Annotated in this window: 20 protein-coding genes; 12 read left to right on the top strand and 8 right to left on the bottom strand. The window is 71.2% G+C overall.

The genetic code is table 11. From position 1 onward, the window contains the following. Positions 1 to 11 precede the first annotated feature (11 nt). The gene (locus N4G70_RS28435; RefSeq protein WP_261715602.1) at positions 12 to 1,193 is read left to right on the top strand and encodes a cytochrome P450; all 1,182 of its coding nucleotides are present in this window, start codon (positions 12 to 14) and stop codon (positions 1,191 to 1,193) included. Position 1,194: 1 nt separating this feature from the next. Here the strand turns inward: N4G70_RS28435 and N4G70_RS28430 are convergent, their stop codons facing one another. Then, complete coding sequence (locus tag N4G70_RS28430; protein WP_261715601.1) at positions 1,195 to 1,965, bottom strand: hypothetical protein; 771 nt, start codon at positions 1,963 to 1,965, stop codon at positions 1,195 to 1,197. 203 nt (positions 1,966 to 2,168) lie between these two features. Here N4G70_RS28430 and N4G70_RS28425 point away from each other — a divergent pair, with 203 nt between their 5' ends. Then, positions 2,169 to 3,368, top strand: coding sequence for a cytochrome P450 (locus N4G70_RS28425; protein WP_261715600.1), 1,200 nt, complete (start codon positions 2,169 to 2,171; stop codon positions 3,366 to 3,368). A 7-nt stretch (positions 3,369 to 3,375) separates the two neighbouring features. Here the strand turns inward: N4G70_RS28425 and N4G70_RS28420 are convergent, their stop codons facing one another. After that, positions 3,376 to 4,377 carry a Gfo/Idh/MocA family oxidoreductase gene (locus tag N4G70_RS28420; protein ID WP_261715599.1) on the bottom strand — a complete coding sequence of 334 codons (1,002 nt, stop codon included), beginning with the start codon at positions 4,375 to 4,377 and terminating at the stop codon, positions 3,376 to 3,378. A 155-nt stretch (positions 4,378 to 4,532) separates the two neighbouring features. Here N4G70_RS28420 and N4G70_RS28415 point away from each other — a divergent pair, with 155 nt between their 5' ends. The 7 genes from N4G70_RS28415 to N4G70_RS28385 all read left to right on the top strand — a co-directional run bounded on the left by N4G70_RS28415 (position 4,533) and on the right by N4G70_RS28385 (position 11,225). Beyond that, positions 4,533 to 5,252: a GntR family transcriptional regulator gene (locus N4G70_RS28415; protein ID WP_315904303.1), complete on the top strand. Its 720-nt coding sequence runs from the start codon at positions 4,533 to 4,535 to the stop codon at positions 5,250 to 5,252. Between the two features lie 139 nt (positions 5,253 to 5,391). Further along, positions 5,392 to 6,396, top strand: coding sequence for a substrate-binding domain-containing protein (locus N4G70_RS28410; RefSeq protein WP_261715598.1), 1,005 nt, complete (start codon positions 5,392 to 5,394; stop codon positions 6,394 to 6,396). 128 nt (positions 6,397 to 6,524) lie between these two features. Continuing rightward, complete coding sequence (locus tag N4G70_RS28405; protein WP_261715787.1) at positions 6,525 to 7,508, top strand: sugar ABC transporter substrate-binding protein; 984 nt, start codon at positions 6,525 to 6,527, stop codon at positions 7,506 to 7,508. Further along, complete coding sequence (locus tag N4G70_RS28400; protein ID WP_261715597.1) at positions 7,505 to 8,545, top strand: ABC transporter permease; 1,041 nt, start codon at positions 7,505 to 7,507, stop codon at positions 8,543 to 8,545. Before N4G70_RS28405 ends, N4G70_RS28400 begins: the two co-directional genes overlap by 4 nt. Beyond that, positions 8,542 to 9,393: an ATP-binding cassette domain-containing protein gene (locus N4G70_RS28395; protein WP_261715596.1), complete on the top strand. Its 852-nt coding sequence runs from the start codon at positions 8,542 to 8,544 to the stop codon at positions 9,391 to 9,393. The genes N4G70_RS28400 and N4G70_RS28395 overlap by 4 nt, the downstream gene beginning before the upstream one ends. Positions 9,394 to 9,468: 75 nt before the next feature. After that, entirely contained in the window at positions 9,469 to 10,641 is a 1,173-nt protein-coding gene (locus N4G70_RS28390; RefSeq protein ID WP_261715595.1) for an ROK family glucokinase, read from the top strand. Next, complete coding sequence (locus N4G70_RS28385) at positions 10,638 to 11,225, top strand: hypothetical protein (RefSeq protein WP_261715594.1); 588 nt, start codon at positions 10,638 to 10,640, stop codon at positions 11,223 to 11,225. The genes N4G70_RS28390 and N4G70_RS28385 overlap by 4 nt, the downstream gene beginning before the upstream one ends. A gap of 26 nt (positions 11,226 to 11,251) precedes the next feature. Here the strand turns inward: N4G70_RS28385 and N4G70_RS28380 are convergent, their stop codons facing one another. Together N4G70_RS28380 and N4G70_RS28375 are read right to left on the bottom strand one after the other, a co-directional pair. Beyond that, positions 11,252 to 11,695, bottom strand: a complete 444-nt coding sequence (locus N4G70_RS28380) for a carboxymuconolactone decarboxylase family protein (RefSeq protein WP_261715593.1) — start codon at positions 11,693 to 11,695, stop codon at positions 11,252 to 11,254. Positions 11,696 to 11,723: 28 nt separating this feature from the next. After that, positions 11,724 to 12,365 carry a Type 1 glutamine amidotransferase-like domain-containing protein gene (locus tag N4G70_RS28375; RefSeq protein WP_261715592.1) on the bottom strand — a complete coding sequence of 214 codons (642 nt, stop codon included), beginning with the start codon at positions 12,363 to 12,365 and terminating at the stop codon, positions 11,724 to 11,726. 210 nt (positions 12,366 to 12,575) lie between these two features. On the opposite strand from N4G70_RS28375, the gene N4G70_RS28370 reads away from it, so the two are divergent. Next, positions 12,576 to 13,478, top strand: a complete 903-nt coding sequence (locus tag N4G70_RS28370) for a LysR family transcriptional regulator (protein WP_261715591.1) — start codon at positions 12,576 to 12,578, stop codon at positions 13,476 to 13,478. 15 nt (positions 13,479 to 13,493) lie between these two features. Here N4G70_RS28370 and N4G70_RS28365 read toward each other — a convergent pair whose 3' ends face one another. Next, entirely contained in the window at positions 13,494 to 14,105 is a 612-nt protein-coding gene (locus N4G70_RS28365) for a DUF1772 domain-containing protein (protein ID WP_261715590.1), read from the bottom strand. A gap of 89 nt (positions 14,106 to 14,194) precedes the next feature. Next, positions 14,195 to 14,614: a DUF2871 domain-containing protein gene (locus N4G70_RS28360; protein WP_261715589.1), complete on the bottom strand. Its 420-nt coding sequence runs from the start codon at positions 14,612 to 14,614 to the stop codon at positions 14,195 to 14,197. Positions 14,615 to 14,923: 309 nt separating this feature from the next. On the opposite strand from N4G70_RS28360, the gene N4G70_RS28355 reads away from it, so the two are divergent. Continuing rightward, positions 14,924 to 15,967, top strand: a complete 1,044-nt coding sequence (locus N4G70_RS28355) for an AraC family transcriptional regulator (protein WP_261715588.1) — start codon at positions 14,924 to 14,926, stop codon at positions 15,965 to 15,967. A gap of 271 nt (positions 15,968 to 16,238) precedes the next feature. Here the strand turns inward: N4G70_RS28355 and N4G70_RS28350 are convergent, their stop codons facing one another. Then, positions 16,239 to 17,108 (bottom strand): alpha/beta fold hydrolase, encoded by an 870-nt coding sequence (locus N4G70_RS28350; RefSeq protein ID WP_261715587.1) that lies wholly within the window; start codon positions 17,106 to 17,108, stop codon positions 16,239 to 16,241. A 95-nt stretch (positions 17,109 to 17,203) separates the two neighbouring features. On the opposite strand from N4G70_RS28350, the gene N4G70_RS28345 reads away from it, so the two are divergent. Further along, on the top strand, positions 17,204 to 18,142 hold the full coding sequence (locus N4G70_RS28345) for a LysR family transcriptional regulator (RefSeq protein WP_261715586.1): 939 nt from the start codon (positions 17,204 to 17,206) through the stop codon (positions 18,140 to 18,142). A gap of 48 nt (positions 18,143 to 18,190) precedes the next feature. Here N4G70_RS28345 and N4G70_RS28340 read toward each other — a convergent pair. Then, positions 18,191 to 18,373 (bottom strand): hypothetical protein (locus tag N4G70_RS28340; RefSeq protein ID WP_261715585.1); only part of this gene is annotated, 183 nt, incomplete at its 5' end.

Here is an 18,373-nt window from a genome sequence, read left to right as displayed (position 1 = left end):
AGGGCGGGGCCATGCCGGTTGTCGATCTGAGTGAGCACGCCGAGGAGTTCAACGCCGACCCCTACCCGACGTACGCCGCGTTGCGTGCCGCGGGACCGGTCCATCTGGTGCGCACGCCGACGACCGGTGGGGACGTCTGGCTGATCGTCGGCCACGAGGAGGCCAGGTCCGCGCTGGCCGACCCGCGTCTGGTCAAGGACTGGCGGCCGCTGGCCGAGGTGGACTACGTCGAACTGCCCGTCAGCTCCAACATGCTGGAGACCGACCCGCCGCAGCACACCCGGCTGCGGGGTCTCGTGGCCCGGGAGTTCACCCCGCGCCGCGTCGAGGCGCTGCGGCCCCGTGTCCAGGAGGTCACCGACGCGCTCCTGGACACCATGCTGGCCGCCCCCGGCCGCACCGCCGACCTGGTCGACTCGCTGGCCTTTCCGCTGCCGATGACGGTCATCTCCGAGCTGGTCGGCGTGCCCGACCTCGACCGCGAGGCCTTCCGGGTGCTGTCCAACCAGGCCGTCGCGCCGCTCACGGACGACGGGGGAGAGGCCGTCCGCGAGATCGGCGGATATCTGGCCGCCCTGATCGACGCCAAGCGCTCGGCCGGCCCCGCCGACGACCTCCTCAGCGCCCTGATCCGGGCCCGCGACGAGGGCGGCGACCGGCTCTCCGACGACGAACTCATCGGCATGGCCTTCCTGCTGCTCGTCGCGGGCCACGAGACCACCGTCAACCTGATCTCCAACGGCGTACGCGCCCTGCTTACCCACCCCGAGCAACTGGCCGCGCTGCGCGCCGACTTCGACGGCCTCATCGATGGCGCCGTCGAGGAGATGCTGCGCGGGCCCGTGGAGACCGCCACCTACCGTTTCACCCGCGAGCCCGTCCGCATCGGCGAGGTCCTCGTCCCGGCGGGCGCCCCCGTCCTGATCGCCCTCGCCTCCGCGGGACGCGACCCGGGGCGCCACCGCGACCCGGACCGGTTCGACATCCGCCGCACCCCGCAGAGCCATCTCGCCTTCGGCCACGGCATCCACTTCTGCCTCGGCGCCCCGCTCGCCCGCATGGAGGGCCGGATCGCGATCCGCACCCTCCTCGAACGCGCCCCCGATCTCCAACTGGCCGATGGGAAAGCCGAGTTGGACTGGCTGCCCGGGATGCTCATCCGGGGCGTACGCCACCTGCCGGTGCGCTGGTGACTCACGCCCTGCGCGCGGCCGCCGCCCGCTTGCGGTGCTCGCCGCGCAGCACGAGCGAGGGCCACTCGTCCCCGTACGCCCCACAGGCACAGACCGACCACAGCGACCACTGCTGCGGCACGGTGTAGTACGGCACCAGGACCCGGGCCGTGCGCAGCCGGGACAGCTTCACCGGGATGAGCGCCGGAAGGACGTCCGGCGTCTGACCGGCCAGGATCGCCCGGCGGCAGGACGGGCAGGCGGGGCGCCGGTCGGCCGCCGCCTCGCGCGGTCCGGTACGGCGTCTGGCGCGTTGGCGGTGTTGTTTGCGGGCGGGGGAGTGGGGGTCCTCGGCGGCCGTGTGCAGCGGGTTGTAGAAGCAGCGCCGGGCGGCCTTGGGCACGGCTTGCCCGGCCGCCCGCGCGTGCACCGCCGCGAACCGTTCCAGGGCGCGGTCGGCGAGGACCGCCGCGGCCGCCAGGTCGGGCAGGTCGGCCGCCTCGTCGAGCAGCTTGCCGGCCGCCTGGAACGCGTCGAAGGCCCAGGCGCAGTCGCCGCGGGCGCGGGGATCGGAGTCGGGCGGCGCGAACAGACCCGCGTCCGGCGGGAGTTCGGCCACACGCAGCACCTCGCCGACGGCCGTCACCCGCGCCGACACCAACCGGTCGAGCCGCTCCCGGGCCGCCGCCCACTCCTCCAGGACCAGCTGCTGTCGCTCCTTGGACACCTCGGGCGTCCGCCGCTCCGGCACGGCCGGGCGCAGCCGCTCCATGAACCACCAACGCCGCAGCACCTTGCCTCCCTCGCTCCGCCCAGGGTAAAGCCCCCTGAGCGGGCGGTGAGTTGGCAGGCGGCCGAACCATCCCGCCGCAGTGGTGCGGGGGGCGCCGGGGGCGAGGCGGTTTCCCGAATCCGCTCCTCGAAAGGTCCTGCGCTTTCGCCCCGGGCGCCGTACTGTCCGCTCATATCCACCGGATCGTCCTGGAGGGACACCCGTTGACCAGCGAAGTAGTCGATCTGGCCGCACTGGGCGAGGACTTCACCCGCGACCCCTACCCGGTCTACGCCGAGTTGCGCGGCCGGGGCCCCGTGCACCGCATCCGGATGCCCGAGGGGGCCGAGGCCTGGCTCGTCGTGGGGTACGAGGCGGGGCGGGCCGCCCTCGCCGACGACCGCCTCTCCAAGGAGTGGCGCAACGCGGCACCCGGCCTCGGGGTCCAGCAGGTCTCCTCCGGCATCACCATGCTCAGCTCCGACCCGCCCAACCACACCCGGCTGCGCAGACTGGTCACGCGCGAGTTCACCGCCCGCCGTATCGAGGCGCTCGCCCCGCGCGTCCAGGAGATGACGGACACCTTCGTCGACGCGATGCTGGCCGCCCCGGACCGCCGGGCCGACCTCGTCGAGGCGCTGTCCTTCCCGCTGCCGATCACCGTGATCGGCGAACTCATCGGCGTGCCCGCCCTCGACCAGGAGAAGTTCCGGGAGTGGTCCAACATCTCCGTCTCGGCGCCCGCCCTCGCCGACCGGCTCGCCGCCGCCGCGGAGGTCAAGGAGTATCTGACCCGGCTGCTCACGGACAAGCGCGCCCACCCCGGTGACGACCTGGTCAGCGCGTTGATCCGGGCCGCCGACGAGGAGGGCGGCGACCACCTCTCCCACGACGAACTCCTCGGCATGGTGTGGCTGCTCCTGATCGCGGGCCATGAGACCACCGTCAACCTCATCTCCAACGGCATGCTCGCGCTGCTCGGCCACCCCGGGCAACTGGCCGCGCTGCGGGCCGACTTCGACGGGCTCATCGACAACGCGGTGGAGGAGATGCTGCGCTACGACGGCCCGGTCGAGACGCCGACGGCCCGCTTCACGCGGGAACCCGTCGAGATCGCCGGGACCCTGGTGCCCGGCGGTGGCCAGTTGGTGCTCGTCGCGCTGGCCGACGCCGACCGCGACCCGGCGCGGTACGCGGAGCCGGACCGCTTCGACATCCATCGCGACGCCCGGGGCCATGTCGCCTTCGGGCACGGCATCCACCACTGCCTGGGCGCCCCGCTGGCCCGGCTCGAAGCCCGGATCGCGGTACGCACCCTGCTCGAGCGCTGTCCTGACCTGGCCCTCGACATCCATCCGGCGGCCCTCCATTGGCGCACCGGCATGATGATGCGCGGCCCCCTGCGCCTCCCGGTGCGCTGGTAGGTGTGGCTCAGACGGCCGAGATCTCGTCCATCCGCACCATCCGCCGCTCCCTGCGCGACAGTTCGCACGCCTCCGCGACGCGCAGGGCGGCCAGGGCGTCCCGGCCGTCGCAGGGGTTGGCCGCCTCGCCGCGCACCAGCCGGACGAAGGCGTCCAGCTCCGCTTCGTAGGCGGGGGCGAAGCGTTCGAGGAAGCCGGTCCACGGCTTGTCGGGGCGGCCGGAGCCCTGCGGTTCGGCCGAGGTCAGCGGGGTGCGGTCGTCCAGACCCACCGCGAACTGGTCCTGATCCCCGGCCAGTTCGAGCCGGACGTCATAGCCGGCGCCGTTGCAGCGGGTGGCCGTCGCCGTCACCAGGGTGTGGTCGTCCAGGGTCAGGACGGCGGCGGCCGTGTCGATGTCGCCGGCCGCGCGGAACATCGCGGGCCCCGCGTCCGAGCCCGTCGCGTACACCTCCGTGATCTCACGGCCGGTCACCCAGCGCACGATGTCGAAGTCGTGGACCAGGCAGTCGCGGTAGAGCCCGCCCGACAGCGGCAGATAGGCGGCGGGTGGCGGCGCCGGGTCGGAGGTCACGGCCCGTACGGTGTGCAGCCGGCCGAGCCGTCCCGAACGCAGCAGCTCCCGGGCGTGCCGGTAGCCCGCGTCGAAGCGGCGCATGAAGCCGAGCTGGAGTTCGGTGCCCGCCGCCTCGACCGCGCGGAGCGCCTCCAACGTCTTCGGCACGTCCAGGGCCACCGGTTTCTCGCAGAACACGGGCAGCCCGGCCCGGGCGGCCGCCGCGATGAGCGTGGCGTGGGCGGAGGTGGCCGAGGCGATCACCACCGCGTCCGCCCCGGTGAACGCCTCGGTCACGGTGGCCTTCGCCGTCGCGCCGGTCAGTGCCGCGACCTCGGCGGCGCGGGCCGCGTCGGCGTCCGCGACCACCAGGTGGTGGACCTCCGGGTGGCGGGCCAGGACCCCCGCGTGGAAGGCGCCGATCCGTCCCGTCCCGATCACTGCGATACGCATGGGCACACCGTGACCGGGGTGATCGATCCTGTCAAGACTTTGTCCTGACAATCGAACTTCACGACTTCCCGTCAACATCCCCGGCGCACTACGCTCGCCCCGTGCCCAAGCAGCCCAGATCCGTGCCGGACTTCCCCAAGCCGCTCCAGCTCAGCGTGGACCGCACCAGCCCGGTCCCGCTCTACTTCCAGCTCTCGCAGCAGCTGGAGGCGGCCATCGAGAAGGGCACCCTCACGCCCGGCAGCCTCCTCGGCAACGAGATCGACCTGGCAGGACGGCTCGGCCTGTCCCGCCCCACCGTCCGCCAGGCCATCCAGGCCCTGGTCGACAAGGGGCTCCTGGTGCGCCGCCGCGGGGTGGGCACCCAGGTCGTGCACAGCCAGGTCAAGCGCCCGCTCGAACTGAGCAGCCTCTACGACGACCTGGAGGCGGCCGGCCAGAAGCCCGCCACCACCGTGCTGCGCAACGCCCTGGAGCCGGCCTCCGCCGAGGTCGCGGCCGCGCTCGGGGTGCCCGAGGGCAGCGACGTACACCGGGTGGAGCGGCTGCGGTACGCGCACGGCGAGCCCATGGCCCGGCTGCGCAACCACCTGCCGGCCGGACTGCTTCCGCTGGACACCGAGTACCTGGAGGGGACCGGGCTCTACCGGCTGATGCGGGGCGCGGGCATCACCCTGCACAGCGCCCGCCAGACGGTGGGCGCCCGGGCCGCCACCGCCCGGGAGGCCGACCTGCTGACCGAGACCGAGGGCGCACCGCTGCTCACCATGGAGCGCACCACCTTCGACGACACCGGCCGGGCCGTCGAGTTCGGCTCACACATCTACCGCGCTTCGCGCTACTCCTTCGAGTTCCAGCTCCTCGTACGCCCGTGAAGCCGGTGGCGGCACCGGCACGCCGGTCACCCTCGACGTCACCGCGTCAGAATGTTCGGACAAAGTATTGACGGGGTCGTGGCGGCGCCGCTAGAACTCACGTGCCGCAACCGGGCGGCCGGGACAGAAGGCGGAACCCATGCGCACACCCCGCACGGCGACCACGGCGGCCGTGGCCGCCGCCGCACTGGTGCTCACGGCCGGCGGTTGCAGCAGCTCGGGCGGCAAGTCCTCCGAGGACAAGGCCTCCGCGCCGGCGAGCGGCGGCAGAGCGGTGGACACCCCCCGCCTCAAGATCGCGATGGTGACCCACTCCGGTGAGGGCGACACGTTCTGGGACATCGTCCAGAGCGGCGCGAAACAGGCCGCGGCCAAGGACAACGTCGACTTCCTGTACTCGGCGAACAAGGAGGGTCAGCAGCAGGCCCAGTTGGTGCAGGCGGCCATCGACCAGAAGGTCGACGGGCTCGTCGTCACGCTCGCCAAACCCGAGGCCCTCAAGGACGTCGTCAAGAAGGCCGTCGCCGCCGGGATACCCGTCGTCACCATCAACTCCGGCGCCGACTCCTCGAAGGCACTCGGCGCGCTCGGCCACATCGGCCAGGACGAGGGCGTGGCCGGCGAGGCGGTCGGGGACGAACTCACGAAGCGGGGCCGCAAGAAGGTCCTCTGCGTCATCCACGAGCAGGGCAACGTCTCGCTCGAACAGCGCTGCGCGGGAGTGCGAAAGACGTTCGGGGGCAGCGTCGAGAACCTGAACGTGGACGGCACCAACACGCCCGCCTCGACCTCCTCCATCGAGGCCAAGCTCCAGTCGGTCAAGGACATCGACGCGGTGGTCACGCTCGGCGCGCCGATGGCGGCCGCCGCGGTCAAGGCGAAGGCGGACGCGGGCAGCTCCGCCGAGATCGACACCTTCGACCTGAACGCGGCCGTCATCAAGCAGTTCAAGGCGGAGCAGATCGGCTTCGCCGTCGACCAGCAGCCCTATCTCCAGGGCTATCTCGCGGTGGACGAGCTGTGGCTGAACAAGACCAACGGCGATGTCATCGGCGGCGGCAGGCCGGTCCTGACCGGCCCCGCGATCGTCACCGCGAAGGACGTGCCCACGCTGGAGAAGTACACCGCCCGCGGTACCCGATGATCCCCCGCGGGCTCCGCGTGACCCATACTTGGGCGGCCGGGGCAGGCCTGAACCAGCCCCGGCGGCACCCGGTGGTACAGCAAGAAGGGCACGGCGTCGTGGCAAGGGTTGGGACAGGGGTACGCGTCATGGGCGCGGTGCTGGCAGCGGTGCTCGGGGCCTCCTTGGCGGGGTGCAGCAGCACCGGCGGCAAGCGCGCCGAGGACGCGCGCAAGTCCGCGCAGGCCCAGGGCAGGGCCGCGGTGAACACGCCCCGCTGGAAGTTCGCGATGGTCACCCACTCGGGCGACGGCGACACGTTCTGGGACATCGTCCAGAGCGGCGCCAAGCAGGCCGCGACCAAGGACAACATCGACTTCCTCTACTCGCACAGCGACCAGGGCCAGCAGCAGGCCCAGTTCGTGCAGGCCGCCATCGACCAGAAGGTCGACGGGCTGATCGTCACGCTCGCCAAGCCGGACGCCCTCAAGGACGTCGTCGCCAAGGCGGAGAAGGCCGGCATCCCGGTGATCACGGTGAACTCGGGCTCGGAGAAGTCCAAGGAGTTCGGGGCGCTCACCCACATCGGCCAGGACGAGACCATCGCGGGCGAGGCCGTCGGCGAGGAGCTCACCAAGCGGGGCCGGAAGAAGGCGCTCTGCGTCCTGCACGAGCAGGGCAACGTGGGCCACGAACAGCGCTGCGCGGGCACCAAGAAGTCCTTCAAGGGCGAGGTGCAGAACCTCTACGTCACCGGCACCAGCATGCCCGACGTGCAGTCCTCCATCGAGGCCAAGCTCCAGGCGGACCCCTCCATCGACGCCGTCGTCACCCTCGGCGCGCCGTTCGCCGACACGGCCGTCAAGGCCAAGCAGTCGGCCGGCAGCTCCGCCGAGATCGACACCTTCGACCTCAACGCCAAGGTGGCCGTGGCCCTGAAGTCCGGCACCCTCGGCTTCGCCGTCGACCAGCAGCCCTACCTCCAGGGGTACGAGGCCGTCGATCTGCTCTGGCTCTACAAGTACAACGCCGACGTGCTCGGCGGCGGGCTTCCGGTGCTGACCGGACCCCAGATCATCACCAAGGACCAGGCCGCCGAGCTGAAGGCGTACACGGACCGGGGGACGCGATGACCACCGCGACCGACACCGCCGCGGACGAGCGGCTCCTGCGCCGCTCGGTCTGGCGCAAGATCCTGGGCCGACCCGAGCTCGGCTCCGTCGTCGGCGCCGGCGCCGTCTTCCTTTTTTTCTCCATCGTCGCCGACAGCTTCCTCCAGCCCTCCAGCCTCTCGACCGTCCTGTACGCGGCCTCGACGATCGGCATCATGGCGGTGCCGGTCGCGCTGCTGATGATCGGCGGCGAGTTCGACCTGTCGGCCGGTGTGCTGGTGACGACCTCGGCGCTGGTGTCGTCGATGTTCAGCTACCAGATGACGGCGAACGTCTGGGTGGGGGTGGCGGTCTCCCTGCTGGTCACCGTCGCCATCGGCGCGTTCAACGGCTTCATGCTGACCCGTACCAGACTCCCGAGCTTCATCATCACGCTCGGCACCTTCCTGATGCTGACCGGCCTCAACCTCGGCTTCACCAAGCTGATCAGCGGCACGGTCTCCACGAAGTCCATCGCCGACATGGAGGGCTTCGAGTCCGCGAAGAAGCTCTTCGCCTCCCAGCTCACCCTCGGCTCCGTCGACCTGAAGGTCACCATCCTGTGGTGGTTCGCGCTGGTCGCGGTCGCCACCTGGATCCTGCTGCGGACCCGCTTCGGCAACTGGATCTTCGCGGTGGGCGGCCAGGCGGACGCGGCCCGCGCGGTCGGCGTCCCGGTCTTCAAGACGAAGATCGGCCTGTACATGGGCGTCGCCTTCGCGGCCTGGGTCTCCGGACAGCATCTGCTGTTCTCGTTCGACGTGGTGCAGTCCGGCGAGGGCGTCGGCAACGAACTGATCTACATCATCGCGGCCGTCATCGGCGGCTGCCTCATCACCGGCGGCTACGGCTCGGCGATCGGCTCCGCGGTCGGCGCGTTCATCTTCGGCATGACCAGCAAGGGCATCGTCTACGCGGAGTGGAACCCGGACTGGTTCAAGTTCTTCCTCGGAGCGATGCTCCTGCTCGCCACCCTGCTCAACGCGTGGGTGCGCAAGCGGGCGGAGGCGACAGCATGACGACGACCCCTGAGCGGCCGGACGTGACGGCGGACGGCACCGCCCTCGTCGAACTCGACGACGTCAGCAAGTACTACGGCAACATCCGCGCCCTGGAAGGCGTCTCCCTGGAGGTGCACGCCGGGGAGATCACCTGTGTCCTGGGCGACAACGGGGCCGGCAAGTCCACCCTCATCAAGATCATCGCGGGGCTTCACCGGCACGACGCGGGGGCCTTCCGCATCGAGGGCGAGGACGTCTCGCTGAGCAACCCCCGCGAGGCCCTGGACCGGGGCATCGCCACCGTCTACCAGGACCTGGCCGTGGTCCCCCTGATGCCGGTGTGGCGCAACTTCTTCCTCGGCTCCGAGCCCACCAAGGGCAAGGGCCCCTTCAAGCGCCTCGACGTGGACACGATGCGTGCCACCACCCGCGCCGAACTGCTGCGCATGGGCATCGACCTGCGCGACGTCGACCAGCCGATCGGCACCCTGTCCGGCGGTGAGCGCCAGTGCGTCGCCATCGCGCGCGCGGTGTACTTCGGCGCGAAGGTCCTCGTCCTCGACGAGCCGACCGCCGCGCTCGGCGTGAAGCAGTCCGGTGTCGTCCTGAAGTACGTCGCCGCCGCCCGGGACGCCGGACTCGGCGTGGTTCTCATCACGCACAACCCCCATCACGCCTATCTCGTCGGGGACCGTTTCGTGCTCCTCAAGCGCGGCGCGATGACGGGCAGCCATCTGCGCTCCGACATCACCCTGGACGAGCTGACCCGCCAGATGGCGGGCGGCAGCGAGCTGGAGGAACTCAGCCACGAACTCCAGCGGGCCCCCGCGCCCGGCCGCCCCGGCGGCCCGTCCGACCCGGAGTGAACCGGCCGCCCCGGGCCACCGGGGCGGCCCCTCGCGCACGGTGAGCGCACGCCGGGGGTGGCAGAATCGGGCCCGATGACCACGTACCGCGACTTCGCCCTAGCCCACCGGGGTTCCGCCCGGGCCACCGTGCTGCGCACCGTAGGCACCCGGGAACGCCGCTCGCACCTGACGGCCCCCCGGGTCCCCACCGTCGGCATCGACATCGGCGGTACGAAGGTGATGGCCGGCGTCGTCGACGCGGACGGCAACATCCTGGAGAAGCTCCGCACGGAGACCCCGGACAAGTCCAAGAGCCCCAAGGTCGTCGAGGACACCATCACCGAGCTCGTGCTCGACCTCTCCGACCGGCACGACGTGCACGCGGTGGGCATCGGCGCGGCCGGCTGGGTCGACGCGGACCGCTCGACCATCCTGTTCGCCCCGCACCTCGCCTGGCGCAACGAGCCGCTGCGCGACGCACTCCAGGCCCGGCTCGCGGTCCCCGTGATGGTCGACAACGACGCCAACACGGCCGCCTGGGCGGAGTGGCGCTTCGGCGCCGGACGCGGCGAGGACCACCTCGTCATGATCACGCTCGGCACCGGCATCGGCGGCGCGATCCTGGAGGACGGCCAGGTCAAACGCGGTAAGTACGGGGTCGCCGGCGAGTTCGGCCATATGCAGGTCGTTCCCGGCGGACACCGCTGCGCCTGCGGCAACCGGGGCTGCTGGGAGCAGTACAGCTCCGGGAACGCGCTGGTGCGCGAGGCCCGCGAACTGGCCGCGGCCGAGTCCCCGGTGGCATACAACATCATCGAGCGCGTCGGCGGGAACATCCCCGAGATCACCGGGCCGCTCATCACCGAGCTGGCCCGCGAGGGCGACGCCATGTGTGTCGAGCTGCTCCAGGACATCGGGCAGTGGCTCGGTGTCGGCATCGCCAATCTGGCGGCCGCCCTCGACCCCTCCTGCTTCGTCATCGGCGGGGGCGTCAGCGCCGCCGACGACCTCCTGATCGGCCCCGCCAGGGACGCCTTCAAACGCCACCTCACCGGCCGGGGCTACCGCCCGGAGGCCAGGATCGCCAAGGCCCAGCTGGGCCCCGAGGCGGGCATGGTCGGCGCCGCCGACCTCGCCCGCCTGGTGGCCCGCCGCTTCCGCCGCGCCAACCGCCGCCGCGTGGAGCGCTACGAGCGGTACGCCAAGGCAGCCGAAGCCGTCCTCAGGACGGGCACCACCCGCACCACCCAGGAATCCGACTCATGACACCGTCCGACCGCCCCGCGGTGCCCCGCCAGTCCCCGCCGCCGGACGAGAAACCCCCCGAGACCCGGCAGCACATGATCCGGCGGCGCTGGATCACCGCCGTCATCATCGTGCTGCTCATCGGCGTGCCGGCCGGCTATCTGGCGATCTCCGCCGAGCAGAGCCGCACCAGCGGCCGCGACAAGGAGTCCGAGGCCTCGGCGCGCGGCCTCCAGAAGGACTGGCCGTCCAAGACCCAGCGCCGCATCTACGAGGTGCCGGTGCCCACGGACGCGACGGACGTCGCCTACTACGAGACGAACAGCTGGAAGGTCAGCAAGCTGTACGTCCAGTTCATGACGAACGCGGCGGGGCTCGCGGAGTTCATGAAGGAGAGCGGCACCAGCACGGCCGCCCTCAAGCCGGGCGACGTGACGATCGGCCCCGAGGACGCGCGCCGGGTCGGCTGGACCTTCCCGGCGGGCCACGACTGGGCGGCCACCACCCACACCCAGAAGGACCCGCTGCCGACCCAGAACATCACCGTCGACGAGACGGACCCCGACAAGCCGGTGGTCTTCGTGGTGTCCACGGCCACCCCCTGACCGCGGGGGCGGCCGCGCCCCCGCGGTCAGTCGAGCGGCCAGGGGCGAGCGGTGGCGCCGAGTCTGTTCCAGGCGTTGATCACGGCGATGGCCCAGATCAGCTCGGCGAGTTCGACCTCACCGAACGCGGCGGACGCCCGGTCGAACACCTCGTCGGTGACGGGGCCCTCGGTGAGGCGGGTCGCCGCCTCGGTCAGTTCCAGGGCGGCCCGCTCGCGGTCGGTGAAGAACGGTGTCTCACGCCAGACGGGCAGCGCGTACAGCCGCTGTTCGGTCTCCCCGGCCGTGCGTGCGTCCCGCGTGTGCAGATCGACGCAGTAGGCACAGCCGTTGAGCTGGGAGGCGCGTGCCCGTACCAGCTCCAGCAGCGCGGGCTCCAGGCCGACCTTCCGGGAGGCCGCGTCGAGCGAGTTGAGGGCGCGGTTGATGTGCGGGGCCAGCTTGTCGACGGGGAGTCGTACGGACGTCATGAGGTGCTCCTTCGGGGTTCGGGAGTGATCAGCGGCGTGCGGCGGTCGACGGCTGACCGATGACGGTGACCTCGCCGTCGCGAAGGGCGCGGTAGGGCACCTTCTCGTGCTCGTAGCGCTCCACGACGCGCTCGATGGGCTCGCTCTCGGGGATGGGCGAGCGATAGTGGGGGACGAACGCGTAGTCCAGGAGACCGAGTCCGTCCCAGAGCGCCGGGCGGCCGTAGGCGGTGACGGTGTCGGCGGGGTCGTCGACGAGTTCGAGCCCGCGCAGCGTGGGCGACAGGACGCAGGCGCCCGCGCTCCAGCCGGCGTAGGCCACGGCGTCGCGCCGCAGCAGCGCGGTCAGGATCTCGTCGGCGCCGCTGAGGGCCAGGGCCAGCCGCAGGACGAACGGGTTGCCGCCGTGGACCCAGATGACGTCGAAGCCGGCCAGGTGCTCCGCGAGGCCGCCCGCATCGGTGAAGTGGTCCCGCAGGTCCACCTCGGTCACCCGGTAGCCGCGCTCGCGCAGCATCGCGATCTCCCGCCCGGTGGCCTGCCTGCGGTGCGCGTCGGGGAGGGCGTCCAGCGCGTTGCCGACGACGGCCGCCCTGCGGCCCTGACCGACGAGGTCGTCCAACAGCTCGGGCGCGTCGCCGAGTTTCCAGGAAGAAAGGAACAAACGCATGGTTCTGCTCTCGTGAGAAGGGGCGGGGCCGGGCGGAGACGGTGAGGACTTTCCGGCGGTGTGTCCGGCCTCGCCGATCTCGTGCGCCTTGGCGATCTGGACGACAGGACGTCTTTTCGCCGGCCCGTTCAGACTCCAGGGGGCCGGATCCGCCGACAAGGTGCCATAGTGCAACGGTCATTAAGGTGTGTTTAACGTCCGGAGGTTCACGTGCTGGAGCGGCTCGAACTCGAGGCGTTTCTCACGCTGGCCGAGGAGTTGCACTTCGGCCGCACGGCCGAGCGCCTGCACGTGAGCACCGCCCGGATAAGCCAGACCATCAAGAAGCTGGAACGCCGCATCGGGACGCCGCTGTTCGACCGCAGCAGCCGCCACGTCGGGCTCACCGAGGCCGGCCGACTGCTGCACGACGACCTGCGGCCGGCCTACGACCAGATCGAGAGCGGACTCCAGAAGGCGACCAACGCCGCACATGGCGTCCGCAGCCAGCTCCAGGTCGGCTTCCTCGGCGCCGCGGCGGGCCAACTCATGGTCCAGGCCGCCCAGTTGTTCACCCGGCGCAACCCCGGCTGGCGGGCTCGGCCCAGGGAGCTGCAGATCGTCGACAGTCTCCGGCGGCTGCGCGCGGGAGACGTCGACCTCCTGGTCGTGAGCCTGCCGCACAACGAGCCCGACATGGTCACCGGGCCGGTCCTGTTCTCCGAGAGTCGGGTGCTGGGAGTGTCGTCCCGGCACCCGTTCGCCCGCCGGGACAGCGTTTCACTGGAGGATCTCGCCGCGGTCAAGATGTTGCAGGTGGCCGAGGGTTTCCCGGGCTACTGGCGCGCGGACCGCACCCCCGAACTCACCCCCGACGGCTGCCCCGTCGAACCGGGCCCGCAGTTCGAAACGCTCCAGGAGGCACTGGCCCTGATCGACGCCGGCGAAGGCGTCTTCGTGATGGGCGCGCAGGTGGCCCGCTTCTACGCGCGCCCCGGCGTCGTCTACGTTCCGTTCAGCGACGCGCCCCCCTTGGACTGGGCCCCCACCTGGCTCGTCACCAACACCGCGCCCCAGATCCAGGCGTTCAACCAGGCTGCCCAGGACGTCGCCTCCCGGCTCTCGCCACGATGAGGCCCGGCCTTCGCGTCACCCCCGGGGCCCGGCGCTCCACGGCTGCTCGGGCGAGGGCCGATGGTACGAGTTCGCGAGGGCGGGACCATGCGTCCCGTAGCCGGCCGGGCCCGCCGTGTCGCTCTCATGGAGCCGGTGGGCGCCGTACACCACCAGGGCCCAGACCAGGCAGCCGAACGCCGCGGCGTGCAGGAGGGCACGGACGGCGTTCCAGGTGACCCACGCGCTCTCGAACTCCTGCCGGACGGCGCCGAGATCCTTCATGTGCCGCGGGTCTCCGGCCTTGGCGAGCTTGTCGTTGAGGGGGACGTTGACCCCGCTGGTCACGACGAACGCGATCAGGTACAGCACGAGCGCCGCGACGAGCCAGGGCAGCGCGGGTCTGCCGTGGCCCTTCCAGGCCAGGAACACGGCCAGTCCCAGGAGCGGGAGCGACCCCATGAACAGGAGCATGAAGAAGGGGTTGACGATGGCCTTGTTGATGTTCTGCATCGCCTCGACCATCGCCTGGTCGGACGACCGCCCCAGGCCGGGCATGACCGCATAGGCGAAGGCGGTGAACAACCCGGCCATCAGCCCGGTGGTGAGGGTCGCTGTCAGCAGCGTCGCGGTCTGAAGTGTCTTCATCGTGTGCTCGTCTCCGATTCGGTGCGGGGGAGTGAGGCTTCTCCGGCGGGTTTCGCCGTGATGTGGGGCGCCGTGGCCGACGCGATCCGTCACGCGGGCGACTTGGTGAGGTCCTTGACACGTCTGCCGAGGAGGACGAACAGCAGGACGAGCCCGAGCGTGAGGAGGATGTGGCCGAGCCCGGCGGTCAACGAGACCCCCACGGGCACGGACCGGCCGAGCACCGTCAGATTGCCGTGGACGAGCATCATGGCGACGGAGACGACGATGCCCGCGTTGTAGATCCAGAAGAAGAGGGTGAACATCCGGGTCCCCGAGAGCTGGAACAGCTTGTCCAGGACGAGGACGACGAGGAAGACCAGCATGCCCAGCGCGAGCAGGTGCGTGTGCATGAGGCCGAGCTGGGTCTGCCCGTCGAAGTCGTTGAGCTTGGTGAACTCGCGGTAGTACAGCCCGGATACGACCCCCAGGATCATGTAGATGTGTGCCGCGTGGTACGACCGTCGCATAGGTGTCTCGTTTCAGCGGATACCGGTGGAGAGCCCGGCCCGGTGAGGGGCAGCCGGGCGGTCGCCGGCGCGCGGCCGATCCCCCCGGCCCACCACCCACCCGGCCCACCGCTGAACCTAGAGCGCCTCGGCCGAGGCGGATAAGGGCGCCCGGACGTCATGAAGGGGACCTTTCACGCCACCGCGGAACCCTTCGCGTCACAGGCGGACCGATCACGTCACAAGAGGACCGTTCACGACAGGGAGGGGTCAACTCACGCCAGTTTTCCGCCACATGCTGGTAATGTCACTCGCCTTATGCAGTCCCATGTGAACGAAGGCACGGTCTCCGTCCACCTGGCACGGTTCATCCTCGAATCGGTACGCCGCTCGGGAACGGACATGGGCCGGTTCGCTCGGCTGCCCGACCTCGACCCCGAGGTGCTGCGCGACGACCTGTCGCGCGTATCGACCCCCACCGCCCTCGTCCTGTGGGAGCAACTCACGCTGACGGAGCCGGGATCGGCCATCGGCGCGCTGATAGCCGGCCACGCCCCGATCGGCACCTTCGGTCTGTGGGACTACCTGGTCACCACCGGCGAGAACCTCAGGGAGACCCTCAAGCGGGCCATCGCCTATCTGGAGTGCGTCGGCGACCCGGCCGGGGAGAAACTCCACACGCTCGAAGACGGAAAGTACTTCACCATCCGCCATGGCACCGGCAGTTGGGTCCCCGAGGTGGTCGAGGCCATCGACGTCTTCGCCCTGGCCATGTTCCTCACCCGGGCCCGGGCGGCCACCCGGCGTCCGATCGTCCCGCTCCGCGTCACCTTCTCCCACCGGCCGCCGCCCGAGCACCGTCGGCTGGTCGAGTTCTTCGGCACCCGGAACATCGTTTTCGACGCCCCGTTCAACTCCCTCACCTTCCTCGACGACGACGTGCGCGCTCCTCTGCCCACGGCGCAGCCGGGCCTGGAGAAGATCCTCGTCCGCCATGCCGACCTGACCCTGGCCGCGTCCAGACCCGTCCCGCGATGGCTCGACAGATTCCGCGCGACCCTGATCGTCGCCCTGCACGAGGACAGCGCGTCTCTGGAGGGCGTGGCCCAACGCCTGGCCATGAGCCCGCGTACCCTCCAGCGCCGCCTGGGCGAGCTGGGCACCAACTGGCGCGAGGAGATCGAGGCGGTGCGCCAACAGCACACGATGGACCTCCTGCGCACCACCGACCTGCCCCTCCAGTCGATCGCCGCCCGCGTCGGCTACAGCGACGTCCGCGCTCTGCGCCGCGCCGTCCACCGCTGGGAGGGCCAACCACCCCACGCCCTGCGCCGGGCCGCGAGCCGTCTCCCTGAGGGGTCCGCCCTCGCGTAGGCCCCACCCTGTCGATGTGGCGTCACGTCCCCAACCGCCCAGCGCAGGCACACCGGTACCCGTGCATCAGCGAACTCCTTCGTCGACCGGGCCCTCTTCTGCCCCCGGCGAACCACCCGGGGTGCCGGCGCTGCGCATTCCGCTCATCGTCTGTCCCGCCGCGCAGGTCGACGGTCTTCCGCCCGCCCAGACCACCAGCTGATGGGGCGGCTTTACGAGTGGCGGCAGCCTGCCCATGCGACACCACCGGGCGGTGCGAGGCGTCCGCCGTTCACGGCAGCAGCGCCGCGGCGAGTTCATGGGGCCTGGCGGCGAACGGGCTGTGGCTGCCCGGGAGGGTGCGTACGGTGAACGGGTCGCCGGGCATGGCCCGGTCGGCTTCCGCGATCATCAGGTCCTGCACGGCCGGCGGCAGTGCCCGGTCGTCCGCGCAGCGCAGGAAGGTCCGCGGGATACGCCCCCACCGGCCCGGCGTCACGATGACGGGGGTGGTGGGGATCGCCAGAGGCAGATCGGGGCTCAGGGCCGAGCGCCAGCGGTCGAAGCGGTCCCGGGGGGTGTCGTGGTAGTGGGTTTGCCGCAGTTCCTCGATGTAGGCGGGGTCCTGCGAGAGCGGGTTGATCCGCACGGCGCCCAGCTCCCCCGGGTCGCCGAGGTTCAGACTCCGGCCACCTGCCGTGGCGTTCTCGGGCGAGCCGAGGTAGTCGAAGAACCGGGGCCGACCGGCGGGCACGAACGCCGATAGGTAGACGATCTCGTCGACGAGTTCGGGTGCTCGCTCGGCGGCGAGTGACGCCGGGCCGCCGCCCGCGCTGTGCGCGACGAGCACGACACGACGGTAGTGGCGGGTGTGCCGCAGGGTGTCCAGCACGGCCTCGGCGCTGTCGTCCATCGTCACGGTGGCGAGCGCGGACTTCTCGGTCAACAGGCCCGGCTGGCCCGGCTGGAGGTATCCGCTGGGCAGCGGGGCATCGAAGCCGTGCCCCGGCAGGTCGACGGCCGTGCTCGCGGCACCGAGCGCTGCGAGGGCGCGCTGCGTCGCCGCCCACTGCGCGGAACCGTGCCAGGCCCCGTGCACAAAGACGAAGAGAGTGTCGGTGTCGGTGCCGGTGTCGGTGTCGGTGGAGGGAGTAGCAGTCATGCCCGCATTCCACGTGACCCGACTCCGGTCATCCATTGAAAGATCTGACAAGCTGGCCCGCGATACCCGGGAGATATGAAGGAGGGGAGGCTGACGTGGAGGCGCGGCACCTGCGGTACGCACTGGCCCTCGCCGAGCACGCGCACTTCGGCCGGGCGGCCGGTGCGCTGGGCATCGCGCAGCCTCCCCTGTCCAAGCAGATCGCCGACCTCGAACGAGAAGTGGGTGCCCGTCTGTTCGACCGCACCCGCCAGGGGGTGTTCCCGACAGCCGCGGGTGCGGCCTTCCTGCTCCGGGCCCGCAGAGCGCTCGACGAGATCACGGCGGCCTCGGTCGATGCGGCCAGGGCGGCACGCGGCGAGACGGGACGGCTGCGCCTGGGGTTCATCGCCTCGGCGCTGCTCGAACCCCTGCCGGACGTCCTCGGCCGGTTCGGCCGCGAACGCCCCGACGTACGACTCGAGTTGCAGGAGATGGCGACCAGCCGCAGCACGGCCGCCCTCGTCGCCGGCGAGCTCGACGTGGCGATCGGCCTCGGCCGGCCACGAGGCGTCGGGGCCGAGCAGTTGGTATCGGTCCCGATCGGACACGACCACTTGGTCGCGGTCGTGAGCAGCACGCATCCGTACGCGGGGCAGTCGGCAGTGGACGTGGACCAACTGCGGCGCCAGCCACTGATCGTGGCGTCGGGCGAGGACGAGCCCGCCGTCGTCACCGGCCTGCGAACCCTGCTGGGCAAGGATTCCCCCGCGCTGTCCGGCGCGACCGTCGCGAGGGACGTCCACACCATCATCGGCCTCGCCGCCTGCGGGGTGGGCGTCGGCCTGGGGCCCTCCCGCATGCTCGCGGCTCCACGGCGGGGCACGTGGTTCTGCGAGGTGACCCCGCACACGCCTCTGCCCGACCTGGTCCTGTCCTTCCAGGCCCGGGACCGCTCCCCGGCACTGAAGGCCTTCCTCGACGTCATCCGGCAGAACTGCCCCGAGGTGGGTGCCGCGCTCGACCACCGGCTCGGCCCACGCGGACCACGATGAAGAAGGCGCCGGCGCCTCGACAACTCAGGAGTCCCGAGGGACGAGAACTCAGGAGTTCGGGGGCGAGCGCATGCCGACCGGGGCCGCCCGCGTCGTCGGCGGCTCATTCAGCGGGGTGGGCCGTGGCGCGGTGTCCTGGAGGCGCGGTTCCCGTGCGCGGACTCCGCGCCACGGCCACGTGAAGCCCGTACCCGCGATCCGGAGCGTGATGAGCTGGACTCGCCACGTGAG

The organism is Streptomyces sp. ASQP_92 (assembly GCF_025399895.1).
Lineage (GTDB): Bacteria > Actinomycetota > Actinomycetes > Streptomycetales > Streptomycetaceae > Streptomyces.
The sequence above is the reverse complement of the archived record's forward strand: the minus strand, read 5'-3'. Positions and strand labels throughout refer to the sequence as shown.

Coding starts and splice junctions, on each gene's coding strand:
- N4G70_RS28365 (WP_261715590.1), bottom strand. CDS start 14,105: ATGAAGACACTTCAGACCGCGACGCTGCTGACAGCGACCCTCACCACC.
- N4G70_RS28405 (WP_261715787.1), top strand. CDS start 6,525: ATGGGCGCGGTGCTGGCAGCGGTGCTCGGGGCCTCCTTGGCGGGGTGC.
- N4G70_RS28400 (WP_261715597.1), top strand. CDS start 7,505: ATGACCACCGCGACCGACACCGCCGCGGACGAGCGGCTCCTGCGCCGC.
- N4G70_RS28350 (WP_261715587.1), bottom strand. CDS start 17,108: ATGACTGCTACTCCCTCCACCGACACCGACACCGGCACCGACACCGAC.
- N4G70_RS28385 (WP_261715594.1), top strand. CDS start 10,638: ATGACACCGTCCGACCGCCCCGCGGTGCCCCGCCAGTCCCCGCCGCCG.
- N4G70_RS28390 (WP_261715595.1), top strand. CDS start 9,469: ATGACCACGTACCGCGACTTCGCCCTAGCCCACCGGGGTTCCGCCCGG.
- N4G70_RS28375 (WP_261715592.1), bottom strand. CDS start 12,365: ATGCGTTTGTTCCTTTCTTCCTGGAAACTCGGCGACGCGCCCGAGCTG.
- N4G70_RS28435 (WP_261715602.1), top strand. CDS start 12: ATGCCGGTTGTCGATCTGAGTGAGCACGCCGAGGAGTTCAACGCCGAC.
- N4G70_RS28360 (WP_261715589.1), bottom strand. CDS start 14,614: ATGCGACGGTCGTACCACGCGGCACACATCTACATGATCCTGGGGGTC.
- N4G70_RS28410 (WP_261715598.1), top strand. CDS start 5,392: ATGCGCACACCCCGCACGGCGACCACGGCGGCCGTGGCCGCCGCCGCA.
- N4G70_RS28420 (WP_261715599.1), bottom strand. CDS start 4,377: ATGCGTATCGCAGTGATCGGGACGGGACGGATCGGCGCCTTCCACGCG.
- N4G70_RS28380 (WP_261715593.1), bottom strand. CDS start 11,695: ATGACGTCCGTACGACTCCCCGTCGACAAGCTGGCCCCGCACATCAAC.
- N4G70_RS28395 (WP_261715596.1), top strand. CDS start 8,542: ATGACGACGACCCCTGAGCGGCCGGACGTGACGGCGGACGGCACCGCC.